At 67.7% G+C, this 23,288-nt stretch carries 21 protein-coding genes and 1 pseudogene; 15 read left to right on the forward strand and 7 right to left on the reverse strand.

Annotated elements, in window-relative coordinates:
• Positions 1-304: 304 nt before the first annotated feature.
• Both ACYVD1_RS15135 and ACYVD1_RS15140 read right to left on the reverse strand, forming a co-directional pair.
• Positions 305-1,138, reverse strand: a complete 834-nt coding sequence (locus tag ACYVD1_RS15135) for an SDR family NAD(P)-dependent oxidoreductase (RefSeq protein ID WP_460758875.1) — start codon at positions 1,136-1,138, stop codon at positions 305-307.
• A gap of 50 nt (positions 1,139-1,188) precedes the next feature.
• On the reverse strand, positions 1,189-2,097 hold the full coding sequence (locus ACYVD1_RS15140; protein WP_460758879.1) for a VOC family protein: 909 nt from the start codon (positions 2,095-2,097) through the stop codon (positions 1,189-1,191).
• Positions 2,098-2,318: 221 nt separating this feature from the next.
• Between ACYVD1_RS15140 and ACYVD1_RS15145 the strand changes: the two genes are divergently transcribed.
• From ACYVD1_RS15145 to ACYVD1_RS15160, 4 genes are all read left to right on the forward strand, one after another.
• Positions 2,319-3,803 carry an MFS transporter gene (locus ACYVD1_RS15145; protein WP_460758881.1) on the forward strand — a complete coding sequence of 495 codons (1,485 nt, stop codon included), beginning with the start codon at positions 2,319-2,321 and terminating at the stop codon, positions 3,801-3,803.
• A 445-nt stretch (positions 3,804-4,248) separates the two neighbouring features.
• Complete coding sequence (dctP, locus tag ACYVD1_RS15150; RefSeq protein WP_460772642.1) at positions 4,249-5,439, forward strand: TRAP transporter substrate-binding protein DctP; 1,191 nt, start codon at positions 4,249-4,251, stop codon at positions 5,437-5,439.
• Positions 5,440-5,492: 53 nt separating this feature from the next.
• Positions 5,493-6,026: a TRAP transporter small permease gene (locus tag ACYVD1_RS15155; RefSeq protein ID WP_460758886.1), complete on the forward strand. Its 534-nt coding sequence runs from the start codon at positions 5,493-5,495 to the stop codon at positions 6,024-6,026.
• A gap of 131 nt (positions 6,027-6,157) precedes the next feature.
• Complete coding sequence (locus tag ACYVD1_RS15160) at positions 6,158-7,522, forward strand: TRAP transporter large permease (RefSeq protein ID WP_460758888.1); 1,365 nt, start codon at positions 6,158-6,160, stop codon at positions 7,520-7,522.
• Between the two features lie 72 nt (positions 7,523-7,594).
• On the opposite strand, the gene ACYVD1_RS15165 is transcribed toward ACYVD1_RS15160, so the two are convergent.
• Entirely contained in the window at positions 7,595-8,365 is a 771-nt protein-coding gene (locus tag ACYVD1_RS15165) for an SDR family NAD(P)-dependent oxidoreductase (RefSeq protein WP_460758890.1), read from the reverse strand.
• 199 nt (positions 8,366-8,564) lie between these two features.
• On the opposite strand from ACYVD1_RS15165, the gene ACYVD1_RS15170 reads away from it, so the two are divergent.
• From ACYVD1_RS15170 to ACYVD1_RS15210, 9 genes are all read left to right on the forward strand, one after another.
• On the forward strand, positions 8,565-9,728 hold the full coding sequence (locus tag ACYVD1_RS15170; RefSeq protein ID WP_460772672.1) for a thiolase family protein: 1,164 nt from the start codon (positions 8,565-8,567) through the stop codon (positions 9,726-9,728).
• 176 nt (positions 9,729-9,904) lie between these two features.
• Positions 9,905-11,122: a CaiB/BaiF CoA transferase family protein gene (locus ACYVD1_RS15175; RefSeq protein WP_460758894.1), complete on the forward strand. Its 1,218-nt coding sequence runs from the start codon at positions 9,905-9,907 to the stop codon at positions 11,120-11,122.
• A gap of 172 nt (positions 11,123-11,294) precedes the next feature.
• Positions 11,295-11,816, forward strand: a complete 522-nt coding sequence (locus ACYVD1_RS15180) for an FAS1-like dehydratase domain-containing protein (RefSeq protein WP_460758897.1) — start codon at positions 11,295-11,297, stop codon at positions 11,814-11,816.
• Positions 11,817-11,832: 16 nt separating this feature from the next.
• A complete protein-coding gene (locus tag ACYVD1_RS15185; protein WP_460758900.1) occupies positions 11,833-12,258 on the forward strand; it encodes a hotdog family protein in 426 nt (141 codons plus the stop codon).
• Between the two features lie 39 nt (positions 12,259-12,297).
• A complete protein-coding gene (locus ACYVD1_RS15190) occupies positions 12,298-13,419 on the forward strand; it encodes an acyl-CoA dehydrogenase family protein (protein ID WP_460759112.1) in 1,122 nt (373 codons plus the stop codon).
• Between the two features lie 10 nt (positions 13,420-13,429).
• Complete coding sequence (locus ACYVD1_RS15195) at positions 13,430-14,695, forward strand: acyl-CoA dehydrogenase family protein (protein WP_460758904.1); 1,266 nt, start codon at positions 13,430-13,432, stop codon at positions 14,693-14,695.
• A 35-nt stretch (positions 14,696-14,730) separates the two neighbouring features.
• Positions 14,731-15,840: an acyl-CoA dehydrogenase family protein gene (locus tag ACYVD1_RS15200; RefSeq protein WP_460758906.1), complete on the forward strand. Its 1,110-nt coding sequence runs from the start codon at positions 14,731-14,733 to the stop codon at positions 15,838-15,840.
• A gap of 12 nt (positions 15,841-15,852) precedes the next feature.
• Positions 15,853-17,031 carry an acyl-CoA dehydrogenase family protein gene (locus ACYVD1_RS15205; protein ID WP_460772644.1) on the forward strand — a complete coding sequence of 393 codons (1,179 nt, stop codon included), beginning with the start codon at positions 15,853-15,855 and terminating at the stop codon, positions 17,029-17,031.
• Positions 17,018-17,515 (forward strand): DoxX family protein, encoded by a 498-nt coding sequence (locus ACYVD1_RS15210; RefSeq protein WP_460772647.1) that lies wholly within the window; start codon positions 17,018-17,020, stop codon positions 17,513-17,515. The genes ACYVD1_RS15205 and ACYVD1_RS15210 overlap by 14 nt, the downstream gene beginning before the upstream one ends.
• 55 nt (positions 17,516-17,570) lie before the next feature.
• Here the strand turns inward: ACYVD1_RS15210 and ACYVD1_RS15215 are convergent, their stop codons facing one another.
• Positions 17,571-19,082 carry a thiolase C-terminal domain-containing protein gene (locus ACYVD1_RS15215; protein ID WP_460772675.1) on the reverse strand — a complete coding sequence of 504 codons (1,512 nt, stop codon included), beginning with the start codon at positions 19,080-19,082 and terminating at the stop codon, positions 17,571-17,573.
• A gap of 9 nt (positions 19,083-19,091) precedes the next feature.
• Positions 19,092-19,304 (reverse strand): annotated as a pseudogene (locus ACYVD1_RS15220) (zinc ribbon domain-containing protein); the annotation flags it as partial.
• A 164-nt stretch (positions 19,305-19,468) separates the two neighbouring features.
• Here ACYVD1_RS15220 and ACYVD1_RS15225 point away from each other — a divergent pair.
• The gene (locus tag ACYVD1_RS15225; protein ID WP_460772649.1) at positions 19,469-20,227 is read left to right on the forward strand and encodes a FadR/GntR family transcriptional regulator; all 759 of its coding nucleotides are present in this window, start codon (positions 19,469-19,471) and stop codon (positions 20,225-20,227) included.
• Between the two features lie 23 nt (positions 20,228-20,250).
• On the opposite strand, the gene ACYVD1_RS15230 is transcribed toward ACYVD1_RS15225, so the two are convergent.
• Entirely contained in the window at positions 20,251-21,618 is a 1,368-nt protein-coding gene (locus tag ACYVD1_RS15230) for a VWA domain-containing protein (protein WP_460758915.1), read from the reverse strand.
• Positions 21,619-21,649: 31 nt separating this feature from the next.
• Here ACYVD1_RS15230 and ACYVD1_RS15235 point away from each other — a divergent pair, with 31 nt between their 5' ends.
• Positions 21,650-22,333 carry an alpha/beta fold hydrolase gene (locus ACYVD1_RS15235; RefSeq protein ID WP_460758917.1) on the forward strand — a complete coding sequence of 228 codons (684 nt, stop codon included), beginning with the start codon at positions 21,650-21,652 and terminating at the stop codon, positions 22,331-22,333.
• A 19-nt stretch (positions 22,334-22,352) separates the two neighbouring features.
• Here ACYVD1_RS15235 and ACYVD1_RS15240 read toward each other — a convergent pair whose 3' ends face one another.
• Positions 22,353-23,282 carry an AAA family ATPase gene (locus ACYVD1_RS15240; protein ID WP_460758919.1) on the reverse strand — a complete coding sequence of 310 codons (930 nt, stop codon included), beginning with the start codon at positions 23,280-23,282 and terminating at the stop codon, positions 22,353-22,355.
• Between the last annotated feature and the right edge of the window lie 6 nt (positions 23,283-23,288).

Genomic DNA, 23,288 nt, shown 5'->3' on the forward strand with positions numbered 1-23,288 from the left:
CGGCCCACACTCACGGTCCGCCAGATCTGGTACGAACCCAGAGCGAACAAGGCGAGCGCGACCACGGCGAAGACCGAGGTGATGATGCCCAGTGTCAAATACAGAGGATGCATCGCCGGAGGCCTCCTGACAGGCGGCGCCCGAGTTTAGGGTCGCCCCGTGGTGGTTGGTTGATCGTTCGCGCGACAGCGATACCCGATCGCGCCTGCGGACCCCGTTAGTGAGGGTCGCGGGTCCGTGCACTCGGGCTCGGGGCCTTCTCCAAGATCCAGCGTGCGTGCTTCCCCTCGGGGCGGCCTCTGAGTCACCAGTAGTACAGGGACTTCTCCCGTGCGAGATCCTGCCCCGAGATGTCGCCCCGCATGAGCTCGTCAGCCTCCGATACGGTGACCAACCACGCGACGGCGGCGCCGATGGCGGCGGGTGGCGCTCCCATGTCGGGATCGAACCCGAGTTCGGCGAGTTCGATGGAGTTGCGTTCGGTGGAGACCAGGCCCGGGTCGACGTTGAAGGCCCTGATCCCCTGGTCCGCGTACTCGGCGAGCAGGCTGCCGACCAGAGTGTGGCCGGCCGATTTCCCCAGCCGGTAGCCGAGCCCGGCTCCGCCCGCTCCGGGCTTGCCCTGGGGGTAGAAGTCCGTGCCCGAGCCCGAGCTGATGGTCACGAACGTGCCCGCGCCCTTGCTCAGCATGCCGGGCAGGACGAGCTGGGCTATTCGGATCGGCGCGACGGCGTGCGCCTCGACGAACAGGCGGTATTGCTCAAGCGGGGTGTCGAGGATGGTGTCCATGAGTCCCGGACCGATGTGCCTGCCGTTGTTCACGACGAGGTCGACGGAACCCCACTGTCTGAGGACCAGGTCGACGGCCTCCTCCACGGAGCCCGGATCGGTGAGGTCCATGCGCACGGGAAAGGCCTCCCGGCCCGTCTGGCCGATCAGCTCCGCTGTCTCCTCCAGGCTGCCGGGGAGCGGACGGTCGTTCCTGCGGTGCACACTCATGCTGTGGTCGAGCGTCGGACTGTCGGCGTTGAGGGTTCTCGCACCGATGGCGACGTCGAACCCGTCGTTGGCCAGCTTCAGGGCGATCGCCTTGCCGATGCCTCTGCTGGCACCGGTGACCAGTGCTCTGCCTTTCACGTCACTCCCGGGGGTCGGGGCGCCCGCCCGCGCGGGCGGGCGGGGGCTGGTTAGGCGAAGGGGCCACCGGGGACGTCCCAGGTGGTCCAGCGGAACAGGGCTCCGTGGGTGGTCTTGGGGTCGCTCAGGATGGTGTCGTCGTCTCGGACGAGGGTCTTGACGCCCTTGGACTCCAGATAGGCCTCCGCCTTGTCCAGGTCGCTCACCTTGAAGGCGGCGGCGTGGTGGATCTCGCCGTTGGCCCCCATGTCCGCGGCGGCAAGGGTTCCTTCGGCCACCGGCTTCGACAGCTGGACCACCGTGTCACCCAGCAGTACGTGGACGTCGCTGGTTCCGGTGAGAGCGGACTCGCCCTCGTGCAGGAGGGTGCCGCCGAGGACGTCGACGTAGACGCCTCGGGCACGGTCCAGGTCCTTAGTGAGGACGGTGGTGTAGGCAAGGCCGTGGAGGGAGAGCGGGTGGTTGTCGACCCACCAGGTGCTGTCCCAACCCGGCTGAAGGCGTGGGTCGTCCTTCTCCAGGGGTGTCCCCTCGACCCGCATGAACTCCAGTTGAGCGATGGTGTCCTTGGGGTGGGTCATTATCGCGGAGGAGGCAGGCGGCCGTTCTGCGGTCCTGACGCCGCCCTCGACGAACACCCGCACGTTGTTGTCAGTGCATCGTTGCCACGTTTCGCCGGGATCGTCGTCGTACCAGGCGATGGAGTGCCAGTGGTTGCCGAACCGCTTGTAGAAGCGGCCAATGGGCATGGCGTCCCAGCCCTCCACGCGGAATGCGGGCGCGAGTGGTTCGATGACGCAGTCACCCAGGACCACCAAGGAGGCGTCGCGCTTCTCACCCTCCATGTAGTGGTGGTCGAGAAAGCCGCGGCGAACGCTGAACACGTCGTCGTACCAGGATTCCAGGGCGGGAAGGTCCCCTGTCATGTGGATGATGTGGAAGAGCTTGCCGATGGTCATACGAACCTCTCTATGATGTCTATCAATCGACTCTGCATAATGATCTAACTATAAGAGAGCCTCGGTGGCAACCGGGGCGAGGTCACCATCGGCTGACTGACGGCACGACGTGTTGGGGGATTTCGCATATGGGTTCATCACGGCGGAAGCGCTCGTCTGCAGCTATCTCCCGTCGAAGGCGAAGAGGTAGGCATGTTCGCCGGTGGTCGGCGCCCCCGGCATTGGTTATCGCGGTGCTGTGCCTGTGCGGCACGGTGGCCGCACTCCAACAGACCATCGTGGTCCCCTTGCTGCCCGACTTCCCCCGCCTGTTGTCCACCACGGTCGACAACGCCTCCTGGATGGTGACGGCGACCCTGCTGGCCGGGGCGGTTGGAATCCCCGTGGTCACGCGCCTGGCGGACATGTTCGGTAAACGGCTGATGCTGCTGGTCTGTCTCGCAGTGATGATCGCGGGGTCGGTGCTGGGAGCCCTGACCGACACCCTGGCGATGGCTGTCACGGCCCGCGCCCTCCAGGGTTTTGGCATGGCGCTGATCCCCGTGGGCATCTCGATCATGCGAGACGAGCTGCCCCGGCACCGGGTGCCGGTCGGGGTCGCGCTGATGAGCGCGACCCTGGCCATCGGGGCCGGTGTGGGCCTTCCCCTGGCGGGTGTGATCGTCGAGCACCTGGACTGGCAGGTGGTCTTCTGGGTCACCGCGGTCGCCGGCTGCCTCATGCTCGTGGCAGTGCCCCTGGTGGTGCCCGAGTCGAGGGTGCTCGCGGGCGGGAGGTTTGATTTCGGCGGTGCGGTCCTGCTGTGCGGCGGTCTCCTGCCGTTGTTGCTCGCGCTATCCAAGGGAGGACAGTGGGGATGGGCCTCTCCGCTGACCCTGGGGTGCGCCGTGGGCGGTCTGCTCCTGCTTCTGGTCTGGCTGTTCGTGGAGCTGCGGGTTTCCCACCCGGTGGTGGACGTGCGTTTGGCCGCCCGACCCGCCGTCCTCCTGGTCAACATCGCCTCGGTACTGACGGGCTTCGCCATGTTCGCGAACATGCTCGTCACCACTCAGCTGCTCCAGCTCCCACCCGAGACGGGCTACGGATTGGGGCTCAGCGTGATCGATGCGGGGCTGTGGATGCTGCCTATGGCGCTGTGCATGGCGGTGCTTGCCCCGTTGACGGCCGCGATCACCCGCCGCTTCGGGGCGCTCACTTCCTTGGTCTCGGGATCCTTGGTCATGGCGTTCGGCTATGTCGCCCGCGTGTACACGTCCGATGATCTGATGGGGATCGTGGTGGGATCGACGGTCGTGGCGGTGGGGACGGCGCTCAGTTTCGCGGCGATGCCCACGCTGATCATGGGGGCCGTGCCCGCCACGCAGACGGCGTCGGCCAACGGGGTCAACACGCTCTTCCGGTCCTTTGGGACCTCGCTGGCGAGCTCCGCCATCGCCGCGGTGACGACGGTGTTCACGGTGGGTTCCGGTGCCGCCGCCCATCCGAGTATGACCGCTTTCCTCGTCGTCTTCTGGGCTGCGGGGGCAGCGGCGGCTCTCGCGGCTGTTGTCGTGCTTCCCCTGGCATGGCGGTCGGTACGCGAGGCCGGGGCCACTCGGGGCGAAATCCCGTCCCAGGCCAACCCGCACGGTGACCTGGGAGGAAGTGCTGGAGGAGTGGGCCGCGGCACTGTGGGAGTGATGCGCCCTGAAGATACTCTTCGTTAGTTAAAAGATTAATCATTTTAATGAATGTCCGTTAATCCATCGGCCCGCTCGGGATGGTGCCCGGGGCGCCCTCCCACGTCCATGCCCCGACGAATCGGCTGGTAGCGGAGCGTGTTGGTTGATGTTCTCTCCTGAACCTCCCTTGACAGGGTTTGTGTCCCGCATCACACTTGCCGCTTAAGAGGTGAAAGAGTCATATAAAAGACCCAATTAGACCTGAACGCTTCACCGGTGTGCGCAGTGGCAGCGAGGTGTCCGCCTCCATCCCTGGGTGTTACGGCCGGAACGCGTGAGGAGAGGCAGCGGCATGGTCGTGGGAGCAGGACGAAGTCTGAGCACACGTGTGATGGCCCCGACAGCGGTGGGGGTGTTGCTCCTGACAGCCTGTGTGCCCGGTGTCGAAGGAGCCAGCGCCACCACGTCCGCAGGAGGGCCGAGCGTTCCAGTGGGTAGTCCACCGGAGGCTTACGCCGAGGCGTTGGCGGACATGGAACCCATCACGTTGAACTTCGGCGGTCTCACTACGGGCCCCGGGGAACCGAACACAGACGCGTTCGTGGACTACGGCGCCCTGGTAGAGGAGTGGTCCGGCGGCAAGATCAGCTTCGAGTTCGACTACGCCGGGGCGCGGGTTCCGCTGGACGGCATGGCGGACGGCCTTAGTCAGGGCCGTGTCGACATGGGCACGTACATCCCCTCGTACCAGCCAGACGAGTGGCCGACCAGCAACATCGTGACTTCAATGTCGCACTTCGGCCACAACAACCCGGTCTCCGGCAGCTTGGCGACCTTCGCGGCGCAGTCAGAGTTCGGACAGACCTGGGCCCCCCTACAAGAAGAGGCCGGGGACCACGCGATCGTGGCGATGTACCCCCTCTACTCGGCCGGTTTCGACATCAAGATGCAATGTGTCGGAGACGAGCCCCGAGAGACCCTGGAGGACCTGAGGGGCACCCAGGTACGGGTCGTGGACCAGGCGCACCTGCGCGTGGCCCAGTCCCTCGGGATGACCCCGGTCTCCCTGACCACCAACGAACTCTTCCAGGGCCTTCAGCGCGGGGTGGTCGACTGCGCGGTCAACTCCGTCTCCTCCCACTTATCGGCGGGCTACTACGAGGTGACCGACAGCTGGACCTTCGGAGTGGGACAGGGAGCGGACTGGGGCGAGACCCCTCAGGGTTGGGGGGTCAGCCAACGGCGCTGGAACGAACTACCCCTGGCGGCGCAGCAGCTGTTGTGGGACACCCAGCCGCAGATGCTCGAGTCTGTCTTGATGGCCTCGATGGACACCATGCGCGAGGCGATCCAGGTCTCCCACGATATGGACATGGGTTTCGGGGAGTACGACGACGAGGTTGTGGCCGCCATGCGCGAGAGCTATGCCGAGACCGAGGACCTCACCGCGCAGCGCATCGAAGAGAGCGAACTCGCCGAGGACGGTTCCTCCGTGGTCCGCGAGTACGCCGACCTGCACGACAAGTGGTGGGACATCGTCACCGAAGAGCTCGGCTACCCGGACGACACCGCCTGGGCCACCTACGACGACGACTTCTCCCCGGGCATGCCCGAAGTCGACCTGGACCCCTATCTCGAGCGCTTCTACGAGGAAGTGCTCGTCCCCGCTCGGCCCGAGTAGTCCCCTTCGGTCGTATGGGACTCCCAGACCGGCCGAGAAAGGCGATCAATACCGTGAACCGTTGGGTTACCGCCGTCTCCGTGTACACGGGGAAGGCGGGGATGATCATCGCAGCGGGCGCCATCGTCGTCCTGATGCTGCACACCATCGCAGGGGCGCTCATGCGCTCCTTCTCGAACCAGCCCATCGAGGGCACCATCGAGTACGTCGGCAACTGGTACATGCCGCTCATCGTCCTGCTCGCCTTCGTCGCCACGCAGCAGAAAGGCCAGCACATCGAGGCGCGGTTGCTGTTCGACCGGGCTCCCGAGAGGGTCCGGTTCGAGTTCCAGATGTTCAGCTACTTCGTCACCTTCTTGGTGGCCCTGGGACTGGCCTGGTACGGATACGTCGAAGCGGTACGAAACATGGAGATCGGACTGACCGCCGGAGTCATCGGCGTTACCGTCTGGCCCGCGACCTTCGCCGTACCCATCGGATTTCTCCTGTTCGCCTTCCAGATCGGCGTAGACGCCGCGCAGTTGCTCGTTTCCAGAATCTCCGGGGGCACGGTCCGCCAGGAGTCAGAGGACGGTGTTCCCCAGTGAAGGAACTGTCAGAATTGGCCGGTGCGACGGCGGCCCCCGTCATCAGACCCGTACGAGTCAAACACTCCCCCCAACGCAGCGCGGCATGGCGGCTCGTCCCCCTCCTTCTGTTAGTCGGCAGCGGTACGGTGATGTGGCTCGACTTCTCCTCGGAGATCGTCGGTATCGCGGCTCTGGTCATGATGCTCACGATGATGTCCATGAAGCTGCCCATCGCCGTGTCGATGATCGTGCCCGGTCTCCTCGGGCTGTCCATAATCTACGACTGGGTGGTCGTGGGCGCACTGATGGGGGAGTTCCCCTACGGGAGTGTGGCCTCTTGGTCGCTGAGCGTCATCCCGATGTTCGTGCTGATGAGCATGCTGCTCTGGCGCTCGGGTATCACCACCAAGCTCTTCTACGCGATCAGGCTCCTTCTGAACCGGGTGCCGGGTTCGCTCGCGGTGGGGACGAACGTGGCCGGGGGAGGGCTCGCCACGATCAGCGGTTCCACGATCGGCACGACCTACGCCCTGGCCAAGATCGGTGTCCCGGAGATGCTCCGCGCGGGTTACGATCGGCGGCTGGCGACCTCGTCGGTCCTCATGGCCGGTCTCAGCGGGCAGCTGATTCCGCCCAGTGTGCTGCTCGTCATCTACGCGGGTGTCGCCGCAGTGCCGGTCGGGCCGCAGCTCCTCGCGGGTGTCGGTCCAGGGATCGTCCTGGTGGCCTGCCAGGCTCTGGCGCTCATGGCCATCGCGATGGCCTGGCCCCAACTCGCCGGGCGCGGCGCAAAAGGCGCGGTCCGGCCCCCTACCGCGAGCGCGGCCGAGAAGTGGCGTGCGGTGGTCGCCGTCTGGCCTGTGCCCGTCATCGTCGGGGTCGTCCTCGGCGGCATGTTCACCGGAGTGCTCACCGAGACAGAGGCCGGGGCCATGGGCGCCTTCATGGCCCTGCTCCTGACCCTGTGGGCACGGCGAAAGGAGGGTGGCGCGCTCCGTGACATCCGCAGTGCCCTGGTGGACACCGCGGTTACGACGGCGGCGATCTTCTTTCTGCTCATGGGAGCCGAGTTCCTGTCCTTGGTCTTGGCGGACAGCGGCATCAGCGCTGGCCTCATCGACCTGGTGGCGGGCATGGAGCTCTCCCGGGTCACCTTCCTGCTGATCGTCATGGTCGCCTTCATCATCCTCGGCATGTTCATGGACACCCTGGCACTGATCATGCTGACCGTGCCGATCCTCATGCCGCTCTTCGCGGACTTGGGGATCTCGCCCCTGTGGTTCGGTGTGTTCATCGTTCTCTTGGCGGAGCTGGGCATGATCACCCCGCCTGTGGGTGTGCTGACCTTCGTCCTGCACTCGATCGTTCAGGACCCCCGGGTCAACCTGGGGACCAAGATCTCACTCAAGGACGTGTTCACCGGGGTCCTGTGGCTGATCCCGGTCAGTGTCGTCGTTCTGCTGTTGCTGATCGCGTTCCCCGAGATCGCGCTGTGGATTCCCGACAACATGTAGCCGGTAGGAGACGACGCCTTCGCGTCCACGGGTTCACCGTGCACGCGAGGGCGTCCGTCTGTGTGGACCGCCTCAGCGCAGGTTGAAGCGCAGCGCCGCGTCGATCCTGATGACCTCCCCGTTCAGGTAATCATTCTCGGCGATGTGCTCGGCCAGGCGAGCGTACTCGTCGGTGCGCCCCATCCGCTTGGGGTTGGGGATACCAGAGGCGAAGCGGGCCTCCGCCTCCTCCTGGCTCATGCCGTATGCGGGGGTGAAGAACGTGCCGGGCGCGATTGACATGACCCGGATGCCTAGCGGAGAGAGGTCCCGCGCAGCGGTCAGGTTCAGGCCGATGACCCCGCCCTTGGCGGCGGAGTAGTCGGACTGACCCACCTGCCCCTCGAAACCGGCGATGCTGGCGGTCGTGATGACCACGCCCCGCTGCCCGGAGTCCAGCTCCTCGGTCTTGGCCATGGCCGCCGCGGCCTTGCTCAGCACGTTGAACGTGCCGGTCAGGAAGATCTCCTGCGTGCGGCGGAAGGTCTCCACCGGGTAGGGCTCGCCCTTTCGGTTGATGACGCGAGCGCCCGCGGCGGGGCCCCCGTGCACGATGACGGCCACACGCAGCGGTCCAAGCTCGGACGCCGCGGCGACGGCGGCGTTCACTGACTCCTCGCTGGTCACATCGGTCGACATGAACCGCACACCTTCGCCGAGATCGTCGGCGAGAGCCTTGCCTCGATCTTCGGCCAGGTCGGCGATGACGACCTTCATGCCCGCCGCGGCCAGGCGCCGGACAGTCGCCTCACCAAAGCCGCCGGCTCCTCCGGTCACGATCACGGATGCGTTGGCAAGCTCCACTGGTCCTCCTTGGGTGACGTTTTCGGGTGCTCCGGGGGTCGTCCGGGCAGAGAAGTATATCGCTTAATTCTTCTAATAGGGTATACGATTAAATGGATTTGTCCTAAGGTGGTCCCCAGAGCTGGGAGCGCGTAGGTCGCCCACGGGGTGGCCCGCGATCCCCTACCACCGGGAGGTTTCCGTGTCAGAGGCCGTCATCGTGAGTGCCGTGCGCACAGCCATCGGGACCGCGTTCAAGGGGTTTTTGTCGCAGACTCCGGCGGAGGAGCTCGCCGAGCTCGTGTTGTCGGAGAGCGTGCGCCGCTCGGGACTGGAGTCCGAGCAGGTGGACGACGTGATCCTCGCCGAGGAGATGTACGGCGGCGGGGACCTCGCGCGACACGCGGCCGTCGCGGCCGGCATGCTGGACGTACCCGGCCAGGCCGTCAACCGCCACTGCGCGGGCAGTCTCACCGCGGTTGGCAACGCTGCGGGGACGATCGCGGCCGGAATGGGGCAGGTCGTCGTCGCGGGCGGGGTGCAGTCGTCCTCACTGTCCCCGCAGCTGACCTGGCGGGTGCCCGGCACCACGGACGAGTTCATCGAGCGGATGCCGCCGACCTACCCCTACACCGATGAAGGGCCCAACGACGACGTTTCGATCACCGTCGGTTGGAACACCGCGCGGGAAGTCGGTATCACCCGAGAGGAGATGGACGCGTGGTCGTTCCGCTCCCATCAGCGGGCTGTAGAGGCCATCGACGCGGGCCGGTTCGCCGACGAGGTCGTCCCGGTGAAGGTTCAGCGCCCGGACGGCTGGGTCGTCGAGTTCTCCGTCGACGAGCACCCCCGGCGCAACAGTAGTCCGGAGAAGCTGGCGAGCCTGAAGCCGCTGCACCCGGAGATCCCGGGCTTCTCGATCACGGCCGGCAATGCGAGCGGGGTCAACGACGGCGCCGCCGCCCTCACGCTCGCCGATGCGGACCTCGTGCGTTCGGAAGGGCTCACCCCCCTGGCCACCGTGCGGGCCTGGACGGCGAAGGGAGTGGACCCCCGGCGTACGGGGATGGCCGCGGTTGAGGTCATCGAACGTCTCTTGGAGCGTGCCGCCCTGCGCGCGGACGAGGTGGACCTGTGGGAGATCAACGAGGCCTTCGCGACCACGCCCATCGCGGCCTGCCGACGGTGGGGCCTTGACGAGTCGCTGGTCAACCCAGCCGGTAGCGGGTGCAGCCTGGGTCACCCGGTCGCCGCCTCCGGTGCCCGGATGCTGACGACGCTGACGCACGAACTGCGCCGCCGGGGCGGCGGTCTCGGGGTGGCCGCCATGTGCGCCGGCGGAGGCCAGGGGGGCGCGGTCCTAATCGAGGTCGAGGGCGCCTGAAGGTTTGACCAGTACAGACGGGGTCGCAGGCCCTTGTGTGGGCCCGTGAGTCCCATTACATTATTTTCACGTCGGCTGAAATCGATGAATATTTTAGCTGTTTGTAGGTTGGTGGGTCGTCACTGCTGCCAGGCCAGGGGCACCCGTGGGCATGGCCCGTAACAAGGAGGTTTCGCATGTCAGGTGTGCTCGACGGTATCCGGGTGGTGGAGATCGCGACGTGGGCTTTCGTGCCGTCCGCGGGGGTGGCTCTCTCCGACTGGGGCGCCGATGTCATCAAGATCGAGAACCCCGCGGGGGGAGGGGACCCGGCCAGGCAGCTGGTGGTCGGAGGCCAGCGCCCGGGCGAGGGTAAGTCCACGCACAGTTACATGGTGGAGCTCGGCAACCGGGGCAAACGCAGTGTCGCCCTGGATCTGCGCACCGAACAGGGGAGGGAACTGCTGCTGCGTCTGGTCAAAGACGCGGACGTCTTCCTGACCAACCTGTTGCCCGCTGCCCGTCGCAAGCTCGGTATCGACGTCGAGTCGCTGCGGGAGGTCAACCCCAAGCTCATCTACGCCCGGGGCTCGGGTCTGGGCCCGCGTGGGCCGGAGTCCGAGAACGGGGGGTTCGACTCGGCGTCCTACATGGCCCGGGGCGGTGTCGCCTACGCCATGACCGAGGACCTGGGGGGTCGTCCCATCGCCCAGCGCGCCGCCTACGGTGACCTGCCCAGCGGACTGACCCTGGCCGGTGCCGTGGCCGCGGCGCTCTTCCGGCGGGAGCGCACGGGTGAGCCGTCGGTCGTGGACGTCTCCCTCTTCAGCCAGGCGCTGTGGACGCTGGCCCCCGACATCATGGCCGCCGACTTCTTCGGCTCCGACCGCATCCCCACGGGCGGCCAGGTGTTCAACCCGATCACGTACGCCTACCAGACCAAGGACGGTCGCTGGATCCAGCTGGTCATGCTCCAGCCGGACCGCTTCTGGGCACCGCTGTGCGTGGAGCTGGACCGTCCCGATCTGGCGGTGGACCCCCGGTTCGCGGATGCCGCCTCACTCGTCCAGAACTCGGCCGAGGCCGTCGCGATCCTTGAGGAAATCTTCGCTGAACACGACCTGGAGCACTGGAAGGAGGTCCTGTCGCGGCAGTCGGGTGTGTGGGAGGTCGTGCAGTCCCCCCTGGAGCTCCTCACCGACCCGCAGGCGGTGGCCAACGAGTACGTCGTGGAGGCGGAGGGCGTGGACAGGGTCCCCTTCCGCTTCGTCGCCAACCCGATCCAGATCGACGAGCGTCCGCCGGAGCCTCGCCTGTCCCCGGAACACGGTCAGCACACCGACGAGGTGCTGTTGGAATCGGGGCTGAGCAGGGACGACATCGCCGAGGTGAGGAAGTCGGGGGCTGTCGCGTGAGGGCGTGATCGACCCGTTGTGAAGCGGGGGTGGTCCGAGTGTGGGGCTCGGGCCACCCCTTCCTCGTGCCCGGCTCCACCTGTGACGGGAGGATTGACAATCAAATGTAGTGGTGCAATTATCTATCTAATAGATCTTCGTTTAATTCTCACTTGGTTTGGCGGTCGGGTTGATGTCGGGCACGACGTACGTGACAGACGAGATGAGTTCCGCCGAGGGAAGGGAGATCGAGCGCGTCACCTCGTTCCCGGTCTCGGAGTCCGACATCCGTCGTTGGGCGGTGGCGGTCTACTACCCGGGGGAGCCCTCCCGTCTGTTCTGGGACGGCGAGTACGCGGGCAAGACGGTGCACGGAGGCATCGTGGCGCCCGAGGAGTTCAACCCCTTCGCCTGGATGGTCGCGGAGCGGCGCACGGTCGGCGACGAGGTCGACTCGAACGACCCCGACGCTCTGGAGAAGAGGCTCGGTCTGCCCGCTCTCGGCCTCGGCAACCAGCTCAACGGCGGCATGGCGGTGGAGTACGGCGTCCGGATACGGCCGGGTGACGTCATCACCTCCGTCACCCGTATGGGGCGGTACTGGGAGAAGTCCGGACGCCTGGGCGTCATGTTGTTCAGCGTCACTCAGGACGTGTGGACGAACCAGCGCCAGGAACGGGTCAAGGCGACGCAGCAGACCCTCATTCGCTACTAGACGGAAGGCGGACCACATGGCCGTCTCGGCTGAAACATGGTCACCGGGGGACGATCTCCCCCTTTTCACCCGGGTCACCGGGTTCGCGAACTGGAACCGGTACGCGGCGGTCAACGACGAGTTCGTGCCCATCCACATGGACGACGGGGCGGGGCGCTCCGCGGGTTACGAGACCGCCTTCGGGATGGGCAACCTCCAGTGGTCCTACTTGCACAACGTGCTGCGTTCGATCGTGGGGGACGAGGGCCGGGTCGTCAGCCTGAGCTGCCAGTTCCGCGGAGCCAACCTCAAGGACCAACGGGTCTCCGCGGGCGCGCGCGTCGAGCGCGTCCGCGAGGAGGACGACGAGATCCTGCTCGACCTGGCGGTGTGGACCAGCGCCGAACCCGGAGGCGACCTGGCCCCCGGCACCGCTACGGTCGCCCTTCCCCGGCGCGCTTGACAACGTCGAACACAGAGCCGGCCGATAGTCACGGCCGTGATGGAGAGGACCCCCATGCAGGTGGATCTGACCTCGGAACAGGAGATGTTCCGCGACACGGTACGCAAGTTCGTGTCTAAGGAGACCTCACTGGAACACCACCGGGAGTTGGCGGAGCACCCGGACGGCTTCGACCGGACGTGGTGGAGCCAGGGGGCACAGCTCGGGTTCACCTCGATGCTGGTGTCCGAGGACCAGGGAGGCGGCTCCCTCTCGGGCGAGGGGTTGATGGACTTGGTGATCGTCGCTGAGGAGCTGGGACGGTTCGTCTCCCCGGGCCCCTTCGTGCCGACCAACGTGGTGACCGCCACCGTCGCCCGGTACGGGACCGCGGCACAGGCCGAGGCGCACCTGGAGGGCCTGCTGTCCGGTGAGACCGTCGCCGCGTGGTGTCACGGTCGGGGCGGAGCGGTCGAGGCCAAACCGCACTGCAACGGCGGATTCACGCTGACCGGGACACTCGACGGCGTGGAGGCGGCGGCCCAGGCGGACCTGTTCCTGGTGACGGCGCGGACCCCGGGCGGTGACGTGCAGCTGCTCGTGCCCACGGGCTCCCCGCGCTGCGTGCGCACGCCGATGTCCAGCCTCGACATGGTGCGCCGCTTCGGCTCGGTGTCCTTCGACGAGGTCGAGGTCGGCTCCGAAGCTCTCGTGGTCGGTTCGGCTGACGTGGCCGAGGCCGTGGAGCAGCAGACCCAGTGGGCGCTGGTCCTGCAGTGCGCCGAGACCGTCGGCCTGGTCGAGCGGGTCATGGAGTTCACCGTCGAATGGGCGTTCGACCGGTACTCCTTCGGTCGTCCGCTCGCCTCCTACCAGGCTCTCAAGCACCGGTTCGCGGACATGACGATGTGGTCCGAGGCCTGCGCGGCCACCACCGACGCCGCCGCACGGGCCGTCCAGGAGGGGCGCAACGACGCGGCGGAACTGGTCCGGGTCGCCGCCCGCTACGTGGGGGACCGGAGTACCGCCATCATCCAGGACTGCGTGCAGATGCACGGCGGCATCGGGGTCACCCACGAGCACGACATCCACCTGTACCTGCGCCGAGCCACCGTGAACCGGAAGCGGTTCCTGTCCCCCACCGAGGCGGGTCTGGAGCTCGCCGACCTGCTCAACGTCTGAGAGGCCCCACATGAGCAACGACATCCTTGACGAGGACGTGCAGTCCTTCCGGCGCCGGGCACGCGCGTGGCTGAGCGAGAACATGCCGCTCCGGGACCGCGCCTACGACGAGACCGTGGCCGAACGGGACCGGGAGGAGACCTGGCTCGAGGCCCGCCGTCTCCAGCGCCTGCTGTACGACGGCGGCTTCGCCGGGATCTGTTACCCCCGCGAGTACGGCGGCCAAGGGCTCTCCCCGGAGCATCAGCAGGCGTTCACCGTGGAGTCCCGGCCCTACCAGATGCCCCTGCTGCTCAACGTCCCGACGCTGACGATCCTGGCGCCGACGATCCTGGACTTCGGCACGGAGGAGCAGAAGCGGCGGCACCTGCCCGCCATCCTCCGGGGGGACGAGGTCTGGGTCCAGTTCCTGTCGGAACCGCGCGGTGGCTCCGACCTGGCCGGGGTCACCACGCGTGCCACGCCCGACGGAGACCTGTACGTGCTCAACGGCGCCAAGACATGGAGCACCAGCGCCAACTTCGCCGACTACGCGCTGTGTCTGACCCGCACCGACTGGGACGCGACCAAACACCGCGGCCTGTCGATGTTCATCCTGAAGATCCACCAGCCGGGCATCACCATCAACCAGATCCGGCAGCTCAACGGCTCCGACGAGTTCTGCGAGGAGTTCTTCGACGACGTCTCCATCCCCGCCGAGGACCTGGTGGGCGAGGAGAACGCCGGATGGTCGGTGGCCTCGCGCCTGCTGGTCCACGAACGCAACGCCGTCGGCGGCGGCTCCCCCTACGAGAGCGGCCAGTGGCCGGGCTCGGCCCGGGGGAGCGGGACGCCGACCCTGCCCGAGATCGCCGCGCGCACCGACCAGCGGGACGACCCGCACGTGCGGGGTCTGGTCGCGGAGGCACACGTGCTGGGGACAGTCAGGGAACAGCTCATCGAACGGGTGGGCGCGGCCGTCGCGCGGGGGACCCTGCCCGAGCCGGCGGGTGCGCTGCTCCGGCTCTTCGCCGCCTCGTCCGGGGAGCGCCTCGCCGACATCGGTCTCGAAGTCGCCGGGCGCTCCGGTGTCGTGTGGCACAGCGGCGACCCGAGCTGGGGTGGGCCGGGCGAGGACTTCCTCATGCGCCAGGCGGGTTCGCTCGGCGGCGGCAGCAGCGAGATGCAGCGCAACATCATCAGTGAACGCGTCCTGGGGATGCCCCGGGAGGCCGCGGCGGACCGGGAGATTCCGTTCCGTCAGGTCCGCCAAGGCAGGTCGGTGACCACCGGCTGACAGCCGGCGGCACAACCGGAAGTTGAGGAGACGACGTGAGTGTAGTGGCGGAGTTGCGCGGGTTCCTGGACGAACACCTCCCCGCGTTCCGTGAGCGTTGGGGGGACTCCCCATCCTTCGAGGGCAGGCTGGAGTGGCAGCGCACGCTTCAACGGGGCCGGTGGGTGGCACCGCAGTGGGCCGAGGAGCACGGCGGGCGCGGGCTCGACGTGGTGGCGGCCTTGGAGTGCAGCGAGATCCTGGCCGAATACAGTGCGCCGGACACTGCCGGAATCTACGGCGTGGCCAACGTTGGCCCAACCATCGCCGAATGGGGTGACGAGGGACAGCGCCGCCACCTCCCGGCGATCCTGGCCGGCGAGGAGATCTGGTGCCAGGGGTTCAGTGAACCCGGTACCGGCTCGGACCTCGCCGGGCTGACCACACGGGCGGTCCTGGAGGGCGACGAGTTCGTCATCGACGGGCAGAAGATCTGGACCTCGGACGGTATGCGGGCCACGCACATGCAGGTGTTGGTGCGGACCGACCCCGACGCCCCCAAACACGGGGGGATCTCCACCCTGCTGATCCGCCTGGACACCCCGGGGGTGGAGCGCAGACCGATCCGGCAGATCACGGGGGAGTCCGAGTTCGCCGAGGTCTTCTTCTCCGGGGTCCGGGTGCCGCGCAGCAGCCTGTTGGGCCCTCTCAACGAGGGATGGCGGGTCACCATGACCACGCTGAGCCACGAGCGGAGCGGTGTCGTCACCCAGGCCTCGCGCATCCAACGCCAGGTGGAGGAGGTCGTGGACGCCCACCGCTTCGACCGGACCGGGGAGGAACTGTCCCCTCTCCTGCGTGAGGAGCTCGTGCGCCGATACGTCGAGGGCCGGATCGTGGGTGTGCTCGGGCAGCGGTCGCTGGCGGAGATCCGGGCGACCGGACAGCCCGGGGCCGAGCAGTCGATCATCAAGCTCGAGTGGAGCCAGTTCGGCCAACGGCTGGCGGAGACCCGGATGGCGTTGGACGGCCTGGACTCCGTGGCCGGTGAGGGGGACACGGTAATGCGTGACTACCTGGCCGCCCGCGCGTCCACCATCGCCGGTGGCACGACCGAGGTCATGAAGAACATTCTCGCCCGGCGCGTGCTGGGGCTTCCGGCCTGATGAGGAGAAGTGATGGATGAGGAACTCCGTTCCGAGGTGGAGGAACTCCGCCTGACGGCGCGCGCCTTCCTGGAGAACAAGGCCCCGGAGAGCGTCGTACGCGACATCGCCGACCGGGGGATGGGCCGCGATTCCGGGCTCTGGCGGCAGATGGCTGAGCAGCTCGGCCTTCAAGGGCTGATGGTGCCCGAGGAGTTCGGCGGCCAGGGGACCACGTTCGTGGAGATGGCCGCGGTATTGGAGGAGACGGGGCGGGCGCTGCTCGGTGGCCCCTTCCTGTCGACCTCGGTCCTGGGCGCCGGTGCGCTTCTGCTCTCCGGGGACACCGACGCCATGAAGAACCACCTGCCGGGGGTGAGCGAGGGAACGACGACCGCCACCGTGGCCTTCTCCGAGGGCTTCTCCGGACGTGAGGGCGAGTCGACGGTGACCGCCTCCCAGGAGGGCGAGGACTGGGTTCTGTCCGGACAGGTCGACTCCGTTCTCGACGGTTGTGGGGCCGACCTCATCCTCGTGGTGGCACCCACCGGCGAGGGGCTGGGTCTGTTCGCCGTCGCCGGCGACGCCGACGGGTGCGAACGGGCACCGCTCACGACCCTGGACCAGACCCGGCCGATGGGCCGCCTCCAGCTCGTTCGCGTGGCCGCACACCGGGTCGGCGGCGATTTCACGGTGGCCCAGCGCCAGCTCCTGGCCCTAGGGGCGACGGCTGTCGCTGCGGACCTGGCCGGGGCGACCGGCCGCGTCCTGGAGATGGCGGTGGACTACGCCAAGGTGCGTGAGCAGTTCGGTCAGCCGATCGGTGCGTTCCAAGCGGTCAAACACCTGTGCGTCGACATCTTCGTCGCCGCGGAGTCGGCCCTGTCCGTCGCCCGGTACGCGGCACGGGTCTCGGTGGAGAGCCCCGAGCACCTTCGGGAGGCCGCGAGCCTGGCCAAGGCCTACACCAGTGAGGCCTGTGTGGCGGCGGCGGAGAAGAACATCCAGGTCCACGGTGGGATCGGGTACTCGTGGGAGCATCCGGCACACCTCTACCTCCGCCGAGTCAAGGCGGCCGAGTTCCTCTTCGGCGGCGCGTCGTACCATCGTGACGAGCTCGCCATGGTGCTGGGCCTGGCGAAGGACATCCACGGGCCGGTGACCTCTCCGGACGTCGAGGGAGACTGGAGGAGCGCACGTGGAACCGGTTGACGCCGCACTCCTTGTACTTCGGGTGGTGGTCGGTGCGACCATGATCCTCCACGGCCTGAACCACTGGCTGGGCGGTGGCCGGATCGAGGGCACCGCCGGATGGTTCGAGAGCCTGGGTCTGCGACCGGGCCGGGTCCAGGCTTGGGCCAGCGTGGTGACCGAGATCGGCGCCGGCGCGGCGCTCGTCCTCGGGCTGTTCACCCCGCTGGCGTCCGCGGTGATCATCAGCGTGATGCTCGTCGCGGGAATCACCGCCCACAAAGGCAACGGATTCTTCGTCTTCAAGGATGGCTACGAGTACGTCCTGGTCCTCGGAGTGGTGGCCGCGGTCCTGGCGGTGACGGGGCCCGGAGCCCTCGCCCTTGACGGGGCGCTCTGGACCGGGGTCGCCGGCTGGACCGGCGGAGCCGTGGCGGTCGGTCTGGGAGCGGCGGGCACCGCCCTGCTCCTGGCCATGACGTGGCGGCCCTCCCGATCCGGCTGATCCGTACACACCGTTCGGTGCCGCGCCGGGACGCCCGGCGCGCCACCGAACTTCGTCATCCCCTGCGCAGCAGCATGGCCCCGGAGGGTACGCCGCCCCCGGCGGAGACCACGGCCACTCGGGCGTCCCCCACCTGGCGGCCGGTCGCCTCACCGCGAAGCTGCAGGACCGCTTCACGCACGAACCCGTAGCCGTGCAGCCTCCCCGCGGAAAGCTGACCGCCGTGGGTGTTGAGCGGTAGACGACCGTCGAGCGCGATCCCGCGCCCCTCGTCCACGAAGTCCCGGGCCCCGCCGGGCTCACAGAACCCCAGACCCTCCAACCAGGACAGGGCGTTGAACGAGAACCCGTCGTAGAGCTCGGCCACGTCCACGTCCTCGGGTCGCAGAGACGTACGGCTCCAGAGGTGCGCGGAGGGTCCCAGGGACTGCGGCAGATGTGAAAGGGTGCCCTGGTCCCAGCTCAGGCGCTCCGTGATCTGGGTGCCCACGGACTCCACGAACACGGGCGCCCTGGGCCGGTCCGCGGCGGTCTCGGCCGCGGAAACGATCACGGCGACGGCGCCGTCGACGGGCACGTCGCAGTCGTAGAGACTGAACGGAGTGGAGATCATGCGCGCCTGGAGGTAGTCCTCCATAGTGAGCGGCTCCCGGTAGACCGCCTCGGGGTTGCGCGCCGCGTTCGCGCGGGCGTTGAGCGCGATCCAGCCGAGCGTTTCCCGGTCGCCTCCGTAGCGGTGGAAGTAGTTCGAGGCGTGCATCGCGATCCAGTTAGCCGCGGAGACGGCCCCGAACGGCGCCCGCCACTCCACCATTCCGGTGGCTCGGCCCTCCTCGGGCGCCCAGTGGCCCGTACGGCTGAGCGTCGCGTGCGAGGACTGCCAGACGGTCCTGAAACAGAGGACGTGACGGCACAGCCCCGCGGCCACGGCGAGCATGGCGGCGGTGATGGAGCCGATCTGCCCGGGAACGTCGCTGCCGCCGTTCACCCAGGTGGGATGGAGGTTAAGGGCCTCCTCCAGCGCCATCACGCCGCCTTCGCTCATCCCGCCGCCGAGTCCGGGGCCCGGGTAGGTGGAGAGGCCGTCGATCTCGTCGAAGCTCAACCCCGCGTCCTCTACGGCCTGGGTGCACGCGTCCACGGTCAGCGACAGCGGGTCGACCATCAAGCGCCGGCCCACTGTGGACTGTCCGACGCCGGTGAGCGCGACCTTGTCCTCGTACTTGTCGGAGGAGACCATTGGGCGTGGGTACACCCGGTTGTCCTCGGGCTCGGGGAACAGCCCGGCCTCACCGGCCCGTTCCGGGTCCGGTTCGAAGAGCGGGAAGTGGATCTCCTCGCCCTCCCCGGTTCCTTGGGCCTCCTCGAATAGCACCCGTACGCGCATCCCCACGCGGACCTCGTCGGGATCGCAGTTGACAATGTTGGTGGTCAGCCGGGCTGCCCGGTCCTCGTCCAGGGCGACGATCGCGATGACGTAGGGCGGTGGGAAGTCAGGCAGCCACTGCTGGACGTTCACGGTGAACCCGACGACGGTGGCTCCGCCCGACACCGGCGACAGCGACATCTTGCGTCCACGGCATGAGCGGCACATGGGCAAGGGTGGATGGGTAAGGGCGAAGCACTCCTCACACCGTGCCACGCGCAAGACACCGTCTTTTCCCGAGGACCAGAACTCGGCGCTGCCCAGCGTGGGCTGTGGGAGTGGGCGGACAGCCGGACGTGATTCCATCTGGGGGTCCTTTTCCGTCGATACCGGCAAGTGAGATAAATAATATAACTTAATCATCTGAGGTGGAAGGGAAGGGGTAGTGGGTCGATAGGATCGGGAGCCGAGACCGCGTGGACGAAGGTGTGGCCGGACCGACCGGCCACGGTGACGGATGGGGTGTTGGTATGGGCGTACCAAAGGAGTCGGTTGGGTCGAACGGGGTTCAGCGCGTTGGCAGGACTGTGCGGGTTCCGAAGACCGCGGAGCTGATCGCCACCCAACTGCGCAGGCAGATCATCCAGGGAGGGCTCAAGGAGGGGGAGGCACTGCCCCCTGAGGTCCAGCTGATGGAGAAATACGGGGTCTCCCGGCCCACCCTGCGAGAGGCGTTCCGCATCCTGGAGACGGAGACGCTGATCAGCGTGCGCCGCGGGGCACGCGGGGGTGCACAGGTCACCGTCCCGGACCCGTCCGTGGTCGCCAGGTACGTCGGTCTGCTGCTCCAGATCCAGGGGACGACACTTGAAGACGTTTACGAGGCGCGCATGGTCTCCGAGTCGGCCTGCGCCGCGTTCCTCGCCCAGCGACGCACGAAACAGGATCTCGCCGACCTGCGCCACCAGGCGGAAGCCCTGCGCGAGGCGGTCCAGGCGGGTGAGGAGGCGGGACCCGACCAGGTGGGGTGGTTGGATCTAGCCCGCCAGTTCCACAGGTTGGTCGCGCAGCGCTCAGGCAACAAGACCCTCGCGGTTCAGTGCGTCGTGCTTCAGGACATCATGGCGTCCCACCTCCCGGACGACAGCGAGAGCGAACTGGAGGGTGAGAAGGCCACGAAGTACTTCCGGCGTACCCTGCGCTCCTACACCCGCCTGGCCAACCTCGTCGAGGCACGCGACGCGGAGGGGGCCAGGAAGCACTGGGAGAACCACATGAAGGCCGCGGTCATGCCCCTCTACAAGAGTGACGCGAAGAGCAAACCCCTGGTGGACCTGTTCTCCTGAGAGGCGGCCGACCGCACCGCCGCTCAGAGCACCGACTCGATGAACTCCTCCAGCTGGCGGAGGTTACGGCACTCCACCATGGCCGCGCAGTGGCGCCCGTACTCGTCGGCGAGGGAGTCCCCCGAGTTCCAGTAGCGCACCGGTTCCGGATTGAGCCAATACAAGTGATCTGCCCGCCGGGCGATGGAGCGTAGCGCCCGCTCCTGCGGTGCGCGAAAGTTGTTCCGCGCGTCTCCCAGCACCAGGACGGTCGTGCGGGAACCGATCTCACCTCCCCAGCGCTCCGAGAACAGGGAGAGAGCGTTGCCGTAGTCGCTGCGTCCGTCCCCCCAGACCGCTTCGGTACTCTCGCTCACCCGTTCCAGCGCCTCGGACAGCCCTCTCGACTCCCGCAGGGTCTCAGTGACCTCGCTGACCCCGTCAACGAAGACGAAGGCGCGGATCCGGGTGAAGTGTTGGCTCATGGAGTACACGAGCTGGAGCGTGAAGTCGGCGAATGAGGCCACGGATCCGGACACGTCGGCGACCAGGACCACCTCGGGCCTACGGGGCCGGGGCGGCCGGTACCGCAGGTCGACGGGCACTCCTCCGGTGGCCATGGAGTGTCGGAGCGTGGCGCGCATGTCCACCGGACCCCGGTGGCGGATGCGGTCGCGGGCCAGTTTCCGGGCCAACCTCCGGGTCAGTGGTTCCACCGCACGGCCCATCGCCTCCAGTTGCCCCTGCGTGGCTCTGGCGAAGTCGACGTCCTCGGGAAGGGACAGGCGCAGCGTCCGGGTGACCGCGGCCGCGCCCCGGTCGGCCACCAGCCGTCTGCGCACCTCCGCCTCGATCTCCTGGACCAGGCGCCGTCGGCGCTCCTCGACCCGTCGGCGGGCGATGTCCGCTGCGAAGGCCATGCCTGCCTCGGCGCCGCGCACCAGATCGTCGCCCACCAGGCGGGCGTTCTCCTCCAGGTGCAGCGGTCGTACGGCGCGCAACGCGTACAGGTTGACCCCCGCCGGGCGTCCGGGCACCATCCCCGCGAACCGGGTCACGGCCTCCTTGGCCAGGACGAGGGCCAGTGGTTCCTCGTCCTCAGCGAGTACGCGCCGCACGGTCTCGGTGAGGTCGTCGGGGACCGGCTTCCGGTGCGTCTCGTCGTGCTCTTCTTCGTGCTCGTCGGCAGGGACTGACGCGAAGTAGATCTCGAACACCGTGTCGAAGACCGCCCTGTGCTCGGCCGCCTTGACCAGTGAGCAGGCCAGCGCCTCCTTCAGGGATTCGCGGTCGGTGAGGTCACAGCACCCCGCCGCCCGTACCGCGTCGATCTCCTCGACCAGGGAGATCGGCAGCCCGACACCGCGGAGCTCGGTGACGACGGCCCGCAGCCGATTCAGAAGAACACTCACGAAATTCTCCACTTTCTGTATAATTTATTAAGTGAATTCAGAACAGTCTCCCCCCGTACTGCTGTTGCACGGCTTCGCCTCGACCGCCGAACACGGCTGGGGCCGGACCGGATGGATCGACACCCTGGAAAACGGCGGGCGCAGCGTGCTCGCTCCCGACCTCCCGTTCCACGGCGACGCCACGGAGCCCCAGCACGAGGTGTGGTCCGACGAGGTCGCAGCCCAATTGGGTCGCACCCTGGGCTCGGACGTATCCGTGGATGCGGTGGGCTTCTCCGCGGGAGCGCTCGTCCTGCTCGGCATGGCCGCGGCACGCCCGAGTCGGTTCCGGCGCCTGGTGCTGCTGGGGGTAGGGCTCCCGTCCCTAGCCGAGCAGGAGACCGGAACGCTGGCCAGTGCGCTCACCGGCGCTGCGGACCGAGAGGACGTCGCCGCGAGGTTCTGGCACAGGCTTGCCGCCTCGTCGGGCAACGACGTCCACCGGCTGGCACGGTTCCTGGATCGGCCGCAGCCCTCGCTGGACCGGGAACGGCTGGCACGGATCGAGACCCCGACGCTGGTCGTGGTCGGTGAGAACGACCCCGCCGGGCCCGCCGCCGATCTCGCCGCGGCTCTTCCCGAGGGGACCCCGAAATCCCTCTCCGGGCTGGACCACTTCGGGACCCCGACGGACCTTAGGTGCCTGGACGCCGCGCTTGCGTTCGTCGGCACCTGAGCCCGGCCGGGGTCGTCCCTCACGGCCGCTCCGCGGCGCCGGCCGTCGACACGCTCTCGGTGAGCTTCCCGCGAACCTGTTCGATGTCGGACTGGTGCTTGAGCAGAGTGGAGAGTCCTTCCTCCAGGTCCTGTTCGGTCACGCTCCCGCGGCCGAGCCGGGTCAGTGTCCGCGCCCAGTCCAGGGTTTCCGACACGGACGGTCGTTTGCGCAGGTCGATCTCGCGGAGCGATCGCACGGCCAGGGCGATCTCCCTCGCGAGTCCCTCCTCGATTCCGGGGACCTGGCTGAGGATGATCCCGCGCTCCCGCTCCGCCGAGGGGTAGTCCAGGTGCAGGTACAGGCACCTGCGGCGCAGGGCCTCGGAGAGGTCTCGGGTGCGGTTGGAGGTGAGGACGACCAGCGGGACGTGGTGCGCTGTCACGGTGCCCAGCTCGGGGATGGACACCTGGAAGTCGGACAGAACTTCCAGGAGCAGCGCCTCGGTCTCGACCTCCACTCGGTCGACCTCGTCGACGAGCAGAACCACGGGTTCGGGCGAGCGGATCGCCTCCAACAGCGGCCGGGTCAGGAGGAACTCCTCGCCGAACACGTCCGAGTCGGCGCTTTCGCCGATTCCGTCCCCGGTACTCACGGCCTGGATGCGCAGGAGCTGTCTGCGGTAGTTCCACTCGTACAGCGCCTTGGCCTCGTCGAGGCCCTCGTAGCACTGCAGGCGGACCAGGCGTACCCCAGCTGCGTCGGCTAGGGACTTCGCCAGTTGGGTCTTTCCCGTGCCCGCGGGTCCTTCGACCAGGATCGGCTTTCCGAGCTGCTGGGCCAGGTGGCAGACGTGTGCGGTCGTGCTGTCCGCGAGGTAGCCGACCTCAGCGAGCTTCTCGCTGACATCGGAGGCCGACCCGCCCAGGACCAGGGCCTCGGCGACACCTCGGTGCGCGAACGTGGGCATGCTCGT

This window comes from Nocardiopsis nanhaiensis, from assembly GCF_054778635.1.

Excerpts from the sequence above, each read along its gene's own strand:
- ACYVD1_RS15240 (WP_460758919.1), bottom strand. The coding sequence starts at position 23,282 with ATGCCCACGTTCGCGCACCGAGGTGTCGCCGAGGCCCTGGTCCTGGGC.
- ACYVD1_RS15205 (WP_460772644.1), top strand. The coding sequence starts at position 15,853 with ATGGATGAGGAACTCCGTTCCGAGGTGGAGGAACTCCGCCTGACGGCG.
- ACYVD1_RS15175 (WP_460758894.1), top strand. The coding sequence starts at position 9,905 with ATGTCAGGTGTGCTCGACGGTATCCGGGTGGTGGAGATCGCGACGTGG.
- ACYVD1_RS15195 (WP_460758904.1), top strand. The coding sequence starts at position 13,430 with ATGAGCAACGACATCCTTGACGAGGACGTGCAGTCCTTCCGGCGCCGG.
- ACYVD1_RS15185 (WP_460758900.1), top strand. The coding sequence starts at position 11,833 with ATGGCCGTCTCGGCTGAAACATGGTCACCGGGGGACGATCTCCCCCTT.
- ACYVD1_RS15140 (WP_460758879.1), bottom strand. The coding sequence starts at position 2,097 with ATGACCATCGGCAAGCTCTTCCACATCATCCACATGACAGGGGACCTT.
- ACYVD1_RS15215 (WP_460772675.1), bottom strand. The coding sequence starts at position 19,082 with ATGTCGCTGTCGCCGGTGTCGGGCGGAGCCACCGTCGTCGGGTTCACC.
- ACYVD1_RS15190 (WP_460759112.1), top strand. The coding sequence starts at position 12,298 with ATGGAGAGGACCCCCATGCAGGTGGATCTGACCTCGGAACAGGAGATG.
- ACYVD1_RS15180 (WP_460758897.1), top strand. The coding sequence starts at position 11,295 with ATGTCGGGCACGACGTACGTGACAGACGAGATGAGTTCCGCCGAGGGA.
- ACYVD1_RS15160 (WP_460758888.1), top strand. The coding sequence starts at position 6,158 with ATGTGGCTCGACTTCTCCTCGGAGATCGTCGGTATCGCGGCTCTGGTC.